The following is a 10,449-nucleotide window of genomic DNA, read 5'->3' on the forward strand; positions in this document are numbered from 1 at the left end:
CAATGCAACCAACCCAAGAAGGGAAATAATCAATGCGATTGTAGAAAAAAGCTGGAATAGTTTAAACTGACCCTCTTCTTTCTTGTAGAACTCGGCAATCTCATCGTCTAGAAAGCTAAATTCAAAAGGCCTTCCAAAAAATGATTCATATCGATCTCCCAACCCCGCCAGAGTGGCTGAAAGGTTATTCATATCTACCTTAACAAGAATGTTATGTACCCTCCAATCATTCAAGTAGTAGATAGATATGGGCTCAATCACGTCTTTTAAGGATTTCATGTGGAAATCTTCAACAATAGCAATCACCTTTTTTCCCACCTTATCATTCCATCCATAGATGCGTTTGTCTTCTGGATTATCAAGCGCTCCTATGCTTTCCGCCATAGATTTATTGATAATCACTTGTCCTTCCTTGAATTCTTCAATGGCCTTATCGTGTTCTTCCCAATAAACCTCCATCTCCATCACATCTATAAAAGAAGCATCTCCAATTATGGCGTCTCCTCCAAGTCCGTTAGCATCCTCTCCTTGAACATTCGGTGCATCCATAGCCGATATGTATGCGTATCCACCTGGCTTAAACCCACCTAAACTTGCTTTTTGAACTCCGGGTATCTTCAAAAATTCTTGCTGCAAAGGAAAATATGACTGTGTAGAATCACTATCTAACGTGACGCTAATAAGCGCTTCGGGAGCAAACCCAAGATCTTTTTGTTTCAGATAATCCATTTGGCCGATCATAATGGATAGACAACAAATCAGGATAGCCGTAACGGTAAATTGGAAAAGCACTAAAACCTTTCTGAAACTTGTATTTTGCTTACTACCGCTAGATGATGACTTAATAATGGCGAGAGGCTTTACCTTCATTATTTGAATAGCCGGGTACAAGCCAGACAATAAGCCAATAAGTCCCCCTGAGACAATAACCCATAGAAAAAACGTTGAGCCAAAGTATTGAAGGGTTACATCTTTATTAAGTAGCGAATTGAATTGTGGCAGTAACCTTTCCGTAATAGCAAATGCCAAAACAAAAGAAAACACAACCACCACAATTGACTCAGCAAACTGATAGATCATCAACTGGAACTTCCCTGCTCCAATCACTTTTCGAAGCCCTATCTCCTTAGCCTTTTTAGCAGCCTGCGCAGTGACAAGGTTGATGTAGTTAATAATGGCCAATAGAAGTACCACTACAGCTATACCCCCAAACAACTGTAGATAACGAATGTCATTTTTCTCAAAAAATGTTACGACATAATCAGCATAAAGTCTTTGATCTGTGATTGGGGACAATCCATAAACCTCATCCTTAGTCATTATGGTATAAGGAGTCTTGTTTTTGGCGGCATCTATTTTATCCAGCACATTATCTAGTGACACATCTGGTTGTAACTTGAGATAGGTGATAACATTTCTTAAACCAGAGGTCTGCTCGAAATTATTCTTAAATATTCCTTCCTGATAAGTGACCAACTCAAACTGAATGGTGCTATTAGATGGCGGATCTTTTGCCAAACCGGTAATGGTATATACCTCTTTTCCTTTTTCAATGAGCAGTTCTTCTCCTATCGGACTTTTTTCTCCGAACAACTTTTTGCTTAAGGTTTCGGTAATAACAGCACTACCTGAAGTAGATAATACTGATGAAGGCACGCCATCAATAAGATCGAATGAGAAAAACTCAAAAAAGTTACTATCTGTTGATAGCTTACCTTTGAAGTTCAACTCCTTCCCCCCACCTGAAGCTAAAGTAGCCTCGTTCCTAACACTTACTCGAGAGAAGCTATTTAGACCGACAACATCATCTTTAAAAAACTGAACGTAATCGCTTGCAATTACTCCTCTCCATTCTCTATCCCTATACTTAGATGTTACTCTGTAAATGTTCTCTTTATCCCGATGGAATTGGTCAAAGCTGACTTCATGCTTTATGTACAGGCCAATCATCAAAAATGCGGTTAAGCCAACAGTTAAACCTAGAACATTGACCAAGGAAAAGACCTTCTCCTTACGAAGTCTTCTAAATACAAGAATGAGGTTATTTTTTATCATGATATGGTTTATTCGTTTCTTAAGGTTTTTACCGGGTTAAGGCGACCCGCTTTGAGGGATTGAAAGGCAATGGTGAGAAATGCTATACCAAAGGAAAGCAAAGCGGCAATAACAAACCCCAAAACGCCCAACTCTATACGATTGGCGTAACCGTTGAGCCAGAGGTTAACTGCATAAACAGACACAGGAATTGCCACCACAAAGGCCAGGACTATGAGTCGGGTAAAGTCAAAACCAAAGTTCCTGACTATATCCGCAACACTCGCTCCGAGTACTTTTCTTATACCAAACTCATGAGCCCGCTGATCGGCCATAAAAGCAGCCAAACCAAACAGCCCAAGGCAACTAATGAAAATGGCCAGAATAGTAAACACCAACACTGCATCGGCATTCTGCTTTTCCTTGTTTAAAATCTCGGTAAAATTCTGATCGAGGTACTTATATTCGAATGGACCTGCCATAAGCCCTTCCCACACTTTCTGCACAGAAGCTACAGTAGCTGCCACGTTTTGCGAGCTCAGCTTAATGGCCAGTTGACCGGGACTGGACTGATCATAGGTCATAATGGCCGGCCCTATTTGCTCACGGTAATTGTCTACTATAAAATCTTCTACCACCCCTATTACTCGCCAGTAGTTACCAAACACCTGACCAACGGGATCCCCTTCCAGACCCACGGCTTCTAAACCTGCCCTATTAAGCACCACCAGAGAATCGCTTACAGATTGGCCCGGAGAAAACCACTTGCCTTGCAAAAGCTGTAGCCCCAGCGTTTCGGCATAATACGGGTCGACCTGAAAGGCATTGAATGCCACGGATTTTTCAGGCCCCAACATGGTAGACATTATATTGACAGACCTATCGGCCGGCAGACGGCTGTTAAAACTAGCTTGCTCAACTCCGGGAACTGTCAATAATTCATTTCTAAGAGCCTCTAAATTAACTGTAGCGTCAAACGAATGCGAAATCACCAGAACCTGCTCTTTATCGAAACCAACATCGACTGATTTTAAGTGTTGCAACTGGCTATACACAAAGTATGAACCAATAATGAGTGTAGAAGATATAGTAAACTGCAACACTACCAGACCGTTTCTTAAGGTTCGTGCATTGCCCAGGTTCAATACTTGCCCAAGCTTCATTCCTTTGAGCAACGGAATCATTTTAACGGACGACAGATAGAAAGCCGGATAAATGCCAGCCAAAAAACCTACCACCAATACCCCCAGCAAAATGTAAACACCGAGCATTGGATAACTCAGTATGGAAAGACCAATCACCTCTCCTAATTTCTGATTGAGCAGGGTGATAAACAGTTCAGATAAGCCTGCCCCTATAAGGGCCGCAAACAAAGTAATAAGCGTAGACTCGGTAAGAAACTGAAACACCAAACGGCCTCTTCGGGTACCCAACACCTTCCTGAGTCCAATCTCTTTGGTGCGTAGAGATGAACGAGCCGTGGTTAAATTCATAAAATTGATGATAGCAATAACCAGAATAAAAATTCCAATAATGGAAAGGGTTACCCGTGTCTGTTTGTCTCCATTGGCCCCTATCTCAAACTTCTCATTGCTACCCAAATAGATGTCTCGTATTGGTTTGGCGAAGAATTGAATTTTATTGGCCGAAGATAGCCATTCCTCTGCACTCAGCTCGCTATTGTTAACCACCGGATAAACATAGGTCTTAGAAATTTCATCGAGCTGCTTATTAAGGAGTTGCGGCTTCAAAGGCTCCGTAGTTTTTATGTAAATGTATCCACCAATGCCCCACCAACGCTTGTCAGTATATTCCGGATTGTACAGGTTACTGGAAATAAAGTCGAACTTCAGGTGTGTTTCGAACACCTGATCGGCCAAAACACCGGTTACCATAAGCTCTTTACCCATGTACTCAAATGTTTTGCCCATCACATCTTCCGTGGCAAACAGCCTGCGGGCAAAGTCTTTTGTCAGCACCGCTTTATTAGGACCGTCAATAGCCCGGGCTACATCTCCTTGCTGCAAGGAAAAATCAAATACCTCAAACAACCCATCCGTGGCTTTCAGCACTTTAGGCATTTTTATGATTTTTTCACCATTTATAGCTTTGGCTTCATTGCCCTGATCGACAGACAGTCTTACATAGCTTTCTATTTCAGGAATCTCATTGAGTTTATACTGCAGATTACTGGTAGACCAGGCCGTCCTGCCCATACCCAAAAACTCCTCTTCCAGCCTATAAATTCTATCATAATCTGTAAACCCTTTCTCATAGGTATTTTCCTGATAGAGGTAAGTGACTATGACTAAAAAGCACCCCAGGCCAACACTTAAGCCCACAATATTTAAGGTGGAAAGCAGTGGATTTTTCCTTAAGGCCCGGAAAGAAGTTTTCAGGTAGTGCGCTATCATTATTCGTCTCTTAAGGATTGAACAGGATTGGTAGTAGCTGCTCTTAAGGAGCGATAGCCCGTAGTAACCATAGCTATAACCACAGAAGTAACCAAGCTCAGCACAAAAATGAGTGGGCCAATACTAATGCTATATTCATAGTTCTGAAGCCAGTTATTCATAAACCAATAAGCAAATGGTGTTGCCACCAAAAAGGCCAGCCCTACGAGCACAACAAACTCCAGCGAAAAGCGCCCCACTATGTGTTGCACCGAAGCTCCCAGCACCTTTCGAATACCAATCTCTTTGGCCTTTTGATTGGCCATGAATGAGACCAGGCCATAGAGTCCAAGACAGCCAATGAAAATGGCTATGAAAGCAAATACCGTAAGCATCTGAGACATTTTGCGCTCAAACTCATAATACTCTACAATATGCTGGTCTACATACCTGTAGTTAAACTCATACTCTTCATTTATCTGGTACCAAATATTTTTGAGCGAATTCACCACATCACTGGCATTGGCAGCCGTAACCCTCACCCCCAGGTTTCTGTAGTTTCTCCTGTCGTTGAACATAGCCACGGGTTCTATTGCACTATCGAGCCTACCCGTGTGATAGTCCTTAACCACACCAACTATGGGGGCACGTTTATCCCATATCTCTATGGTTTTAAAGATGGCCTCTTCCGGCTCCAGTCCTACCTCCTTGAGAAAGGTTTCATTAACCACAAATTGGTTTACCGTGTCGCTATCGTTCAGCCACTTTCCGGCTAGCAGTTTAAGACCATACGTTTCTAAGTAGCGATCATCGGCCATTTTCACATGAGTAGTAAACCGGTCTACTGCGCTATCGTTGGCATAGACATAAACATCTGTGGCTGAAACAGAGCCTGAAAACGGAGGGGTGAAGTTGAACGAGTGCGATTTAACCCCCGGAATGTTCTGAATTTCCGAATCCCAAAGGTCCAAAGCCTGTTTATCCTTACGGGCAAGTCCTATGTTCAATATCCACTCCTTGTCATAGCCCATATCTACAGACATGAAAAAGTTGATTTGCATTAAGGCCACTACCGTACCGAAGATGAGCAGCTGACAAATAAGAAACTGAAAGAACACCAGAAACCTTCTAAAAAAAAGCCCTCCCTTATTATGACTCATAGAACCTTTTAAGGCCAAAATGGGGCGAGTACCCGAAAGCACCAAGGCCGGATACAAACCTGCCAACAGAGAAACCGTAAGCAAGGTAGCCAGCAAATAGCCGAGTATAATAGGCTCCTTAATAGGATTGAAAGGCACTTCTATTCCAATGAAATCTTCAATTACCAAAGGCAAAAGCCTTTCGGTAATAGCCGTAGAGAGTAAAAGGGCCAGTAGCGTAATGGCAAAAGTTTCTCCTAAAAACCGAAGCACCAGAGATTTGCGGCTCCCTCCAAGCACTTTGCGAACACCCACTTCCTTGCCCCTCTTTACCGACATGGCTGTAGACATATTAATGAAGTTCACACAGGCAGTTACGATAAGAAAGGCACCAATAATCACATAGGCAATGAGCATAGACTTAGGTGCCGTGCGCTGGCTAAAGGTGTTAAAGCGCTCATCGAAATGATAATCTTTGAGTGAGGAAAGCACAAAAGTGCGGGTCTCGCGAGTTTCTTTGTTCCAGTGCTTTTCGGTAAAGTCCGGAAACTGAGCTTCGATCTGCTCCGGACTCACATGGTCTTCCAACAGCACAAAGGCTACATTATCGCTCGAAATACTCCCCCAGCGATTGAACTCGTTGGGGTTTCTCCGTTTTTTGGTTTCCATGGAAATGAAGATGCCAAACGGAAAGTCTGAATTGGCCGGTGCATCTTCCAAAACGGCTACAACCTTCAAGTCCGTAGACTTATCGAGCCGAATGGTTTGACCAACGGCCGACTGCCCCGGAAAATATTTATCGGCCAGCTTTTTAGTAAGCGCTACCACATTGGGCTGCTCCAGTGTGTTACCACCAACGGTTCCTTCCAAAGTAGGCCAGGTAAACACATCAAAAAAGTTAGGTTCCACATAAACCAACTCAGGGTCTTCCTCATAATGAGAAACATCTCCGTTGGCCCTGTTTATTGATATAAGCCCATAGCGTTCGTGAGAAATAAGCGTGACTTCCTTTATTCCAACAATCTCTTCTTTTACTGAAGCAGGCATAACCAGCGGAATTCCTCCACCAGTATATTCTCTCCCATTTTCAATATCAATATGCCCAATACGATAGATATGGTCCAGATTGGCATGGTAGCGATTAAAACTTACTTCCTGCTTAACAATGAGAAACATAATGAGGGAGCAGGTTATTCCCAGAGTGAGCCCAAAAATGTTAATGAGCGTAAAGACCTTGTTCCTGACAAAGTTTCTAAAAAGCGTTTTTAAGTAATTTTTAAGCATGATGTTGTTTTTGAGTTTTATTCCGTTCTAAGTGCTTTTACAGGATTAGACATGACTACTCCCAGCGAACGGGCCACCACAACCGCAAGAATGGTTACAAGAGCAATGGCCCCTACCCAAATAAATGGAAGTATACTTATGGGAATGTGATAGGCAAACTCGGCCATCCAGCTTTTCACCACAAAATAGGAAAGCGGAATAGCCGTAAGAAAAGCCAGCACAATAAGCCGAAGCATTTCTTTGCTGAGCATAGCCAGAATTTGCCGAACCGAAGCCCCTAATACTTTGCGAACACCAATCTCTTTAACCCGCTGATCGAGAGTGTAACTAATAAGCCCTATTAATCCGAGAACAGCCACAAAAACAGCCAAAGCCGTGAATAAATTAATGACCTGCCCTAGTTGTTTCTCTTTGTGGAAAAGCTCATCAAACGATTGTTCAAACAGCTGATAATCGAACGGTTCGGAAGTAAACTGGCTATATACCTGCTCAGCCGCGGTGGCTGCCTCTTGTAAGGTGCCTTCAAACTTCACCGAAACCAAAGAGGGATACGGCCTTCCAAAAAAGGCCACAGGGCCTATAGCCTTGCGAAAACCTTCATAATGAAAGTCTTTAATCACTCCCACAATCTCCACATCCTTTCCATTAAAATTGGCATCGAACTTTCGGCCAAGTACGTGCCCTCCCAGATTCTTGGCCAGTGTTTCATTCACCAGCATAGAAGTTCGGTCTCCGTCTAGCTCCTCATCAAAAAACCTACCTTCTACCAACTCAAAACCCATTAGGCGCGCATAAGCCGCATCGGTATACTTGTATTGAATTCGCTGGTATTCAGCGTTTTCAACTCCATTTTCAATCATACCTGAAAGAGGCAGATTGGTAAGTTGGTAATGGCTAAAGCCTACACCACTAATACCCGGTTTGGCCAATAACTCTGAACGAAAAGTTTCTACATTCTCCCCAATTTGAAACTTGGTGTTATCTATTAAAAGCACATTGGCTTTATCGAAACCAATATCTTTTTTGAGACTGAAATGAAGCTGTTGAGAAACAAAAACAGAGAAAATAGCCAGCGAAAGACTTACCACAAACTGAAAAACAACCAGCCCATTTCTGAAAGCCCTATTCCCCGAACCTGCCGTATAGTCTCCTTTTAACACCGCAGAGGGCTTAAAAGCAGTTAAATAAAAAGCCGGATAAACACCGGCAAGCAAACCGGTGAGCAACGCTACTGCAAGCATAACTAATACCAGCCCGGAGTATTCAAATACGTTGGTATCGAACTGAGAGAAACCCGCATTTCTGAGCAACTTTAGCGACCCTTCGGCCAAACCAAAGCCCAAAAGTACGGCCACCAGCGCAACCACGGCCGACTCGGTTATGAAACGAGCAACCAGTTGATTCTTTACCGAACCAAGTACCTTGCGAACACCAATCTCCTTGGCTCTCTTCGATGCCTGGGCGGTAGCCAGGTTCACATAGTTAATGGCCGCCAAAACGATAATAAAAACGGCAATGCACATAAACACAAAGAGATATTTGGCATTGCCCGGCTCCGAAGCCTCAAACTGAACATTGGACTGCAGATGGACATCGGCCAGGGGCATCACCACCAAACCCGGTGAATAACCGGATGTAAACTCTTCGATAGATTTTCCACTACCATGTCTCTGATAATCCAAAGGCAACATTACTTCCTCAACAGCCGCCAATAAATCATTGGAGGCTATTGGCGTAGCAAGTTTCATGTAGCTATACCCGGTGGTAAACGAAAAATTATCTTTTACCCTGTCTTCAAACTCGCGGGGTAGCCGGCCCAATGCTGAAAAAGTAAGTGTGGTATTGGAGGGCAGATCGGCAATAACTCCGGTCACTTCAAAGTCATCGGCCGAAATTTGTGAATTAACCCGAACTTTTTCACCAATCGGGTTGTCCCGGCCGTAGAGTTTTTGAGCCATAGAAGCAGTAAGTATAAGCCCATTGGGCTTGGCAAGCGCTGTTTCAGCATTGCCCAAAATAAACTGATGGCTAAATACCCGGCTGTAGCCTTCCGTAGTATAGAAGTAGTCTTTGACCGCCAGACTTTTTCCGGAAGTTGTGGTTAAACTGGCCGAAGGGTTTGGCATTATGTTTACCACCTCCTCTACCGCAGCAATATTACTCTTCAACTGATTGAGAATGGCTATAGAAGAAAGAGCAAAACGCTCGGCACTGAGTCGGTAAATCTTTTCATGGCCTGCATAGTGCTTGTCGTAAGTAAACTCACTTTTTACATATACCGCAATGAGTGTAGCTGCGGCAAAGCCAATGGCCAGCCCCATTATATTAATAGAAGCATAGCCTTTGTTGCGCTTTAAATTTCTGAATATGGAAAGAAGGTGGTTCTTAAACATACTATTCGCTTCTTAAGGAGTCTACAGGGTTGGAAGTTGCCGCTTTGAACGAGCGCAAAGCGGTGGTTACAGCCCCTATGAGTAAGGTAAAGCCTATGGCTGCAGCAAACACCCATAGAGACAGTTCAATCCTATACTCAAACCCGCTTAACCAGTCGTTCATCAGGTAAAACCCAATAGGCGCAGCCAGTATAAAAGCTATACCAATGAGTATGAGCATTTCTTTGGAAAACATGTTCAGAATTTGCCCCACTGAAGCACCAAGCACTTTTCTGATTCCAATTTCTTTGGTCTTTTGATTGGCCATGAACGAAACCAAGCCATACAAGCCCAAACAACCTATAAATATGGCCAGACCGGAAAATATCTGGAAGAGTCTTAGCACATTGGCCTCGTCTTCATAATTCTGCATAATCTGATCAGAAAGAAGGGAGTAATCGAAAATGATATCAGGAAACTGAGCCGTCCAGGCACTTTCCAGCTTAGCGATCAGGCCAGGCATCTCATTGTCAGATCCTTCAAACCGCAGCGCACCTTCATAGTAATAGCCGGGGTATTTCACCATTATAATGGGGTCTACCTTATTTCTTAGGTTCTTATTGTGGAAGTCTTTGAACACTCCTACTACCCGTTTGCTGCCACCAAAGCCCGAACGGATGGTTTCGCCAATGGCGTCTTGGGGATTCTCCAGTCCCATAAGCTTTAGCGCTTGCTCGGAAATCAAGGCTTCAGCAAGAGCCGTATCGTATTCGCTAATGTCGGTTCCTGCCAACAGCTCAATGTCGTATAGTTCCAGATAGTTTTCGTCTATTACCTTAAAAGCGGCATCGAATTCTCCGGTAGTTTCTAGTGGAGCATAGCCAAAAGTAGAGCCTATGTTGTTGTCCGAAAGCGGGCTGGCAAAGGAAAAACTTACTTTTTCTACTCCCGGAAAAGTCATCAGCTCATTTTCAATCAAGTCCAGTTTTTCAGCCTCGTTTGATGGTAGTGGAAAAGTAACGATAGAAGACTTTCTAAAACCCAAATCCTTCTTTTCAAAGAACTTCATTTGAGAAATGACTACCAACGTGCATATAACAAGTACCTGCGAAATAAGAAATTGAACAACTACCAGCCCTCTGCGGGTATTGGCATTACCTGCCAAAGACGACTGCCCCTTGCTGCGAAGCACAGCCACCGGCTTTAAGCCTGAGAGGATGAAAGAAG

At 43.4% G+C, this 10,449-nt stretch carries 5 protein-coding genes; all 5 read right to left on the reverse strand.

Going from position 1 to position 10,449, the window contains the following annotated elements; translation table 11 throughout:
- A partial coding sequence (locus B3763_RS09425) for an ABC transporter permease (RefSeq protein WP_286745949.1) occupies positions 1 to 2,055 on the reverse strand: 2,055 nt, incomplete at its 3' end.
- Between the two features lie 8 nt (positions 2,056 to 2,063).
- Complete coding sequence (locus B3763_RS09430) at positions 2,064 to 4,448, reverse strand: FtsX-like permease family protein (protein ID WP_286745952.1); 2,385 nt, start codon at positions 4,446 to 4,448, stop codon at positions 2,064 to 2,066.
- Positions 4,448 to 6,850 (reverse strand): ABC transporter permease, encoded by a 2,403-nt coding sequence (locus tag B3763_RS09435; RefSeq protein WP_286745954.1) that lies wholly within the window; start codon positions 6,848 to 6,850, stop codon positions 4,448 to 4,450. Before B3763_RS09435 ends, B3763_RS09430 begins: the two co-directional genes overlap by 1 nt.
- A 17-nt stretch (positions 6,851 to 6,867) precedes the next feature.
- On the reverse strand, positions 6,868 to 9,243 hold the full coding sequence (locus tag B3763_RS09440) for an ABC transporter permease (RefSeq protein ID WP_286745956.1): 2,376 nt from the start codon (positions 9,241 to 9,243) through the stop codon (positions 6,868 to 6,870).
- Position 9,244: 1 nt separating this feature from the next.
- Positions 9,245 to 10,449, reverse strand: a 1,205-nt coding sequence (locus B3763_RS09445) for an ABC transporter permease (protein ID WP_286745958.1), incomplete at its 5' end; no start/stop codon positions are given.

This window comes from Roseivirga sp. UBA1976, from assembly GCF_002336325.1.
Taxonomy (GTDB): Bacteria; Bacteroidota; Bacteroidia; order Cytophagales; family Cyclobacteriaceae; genus Roseivirga; species Roseivirga thermotolerans.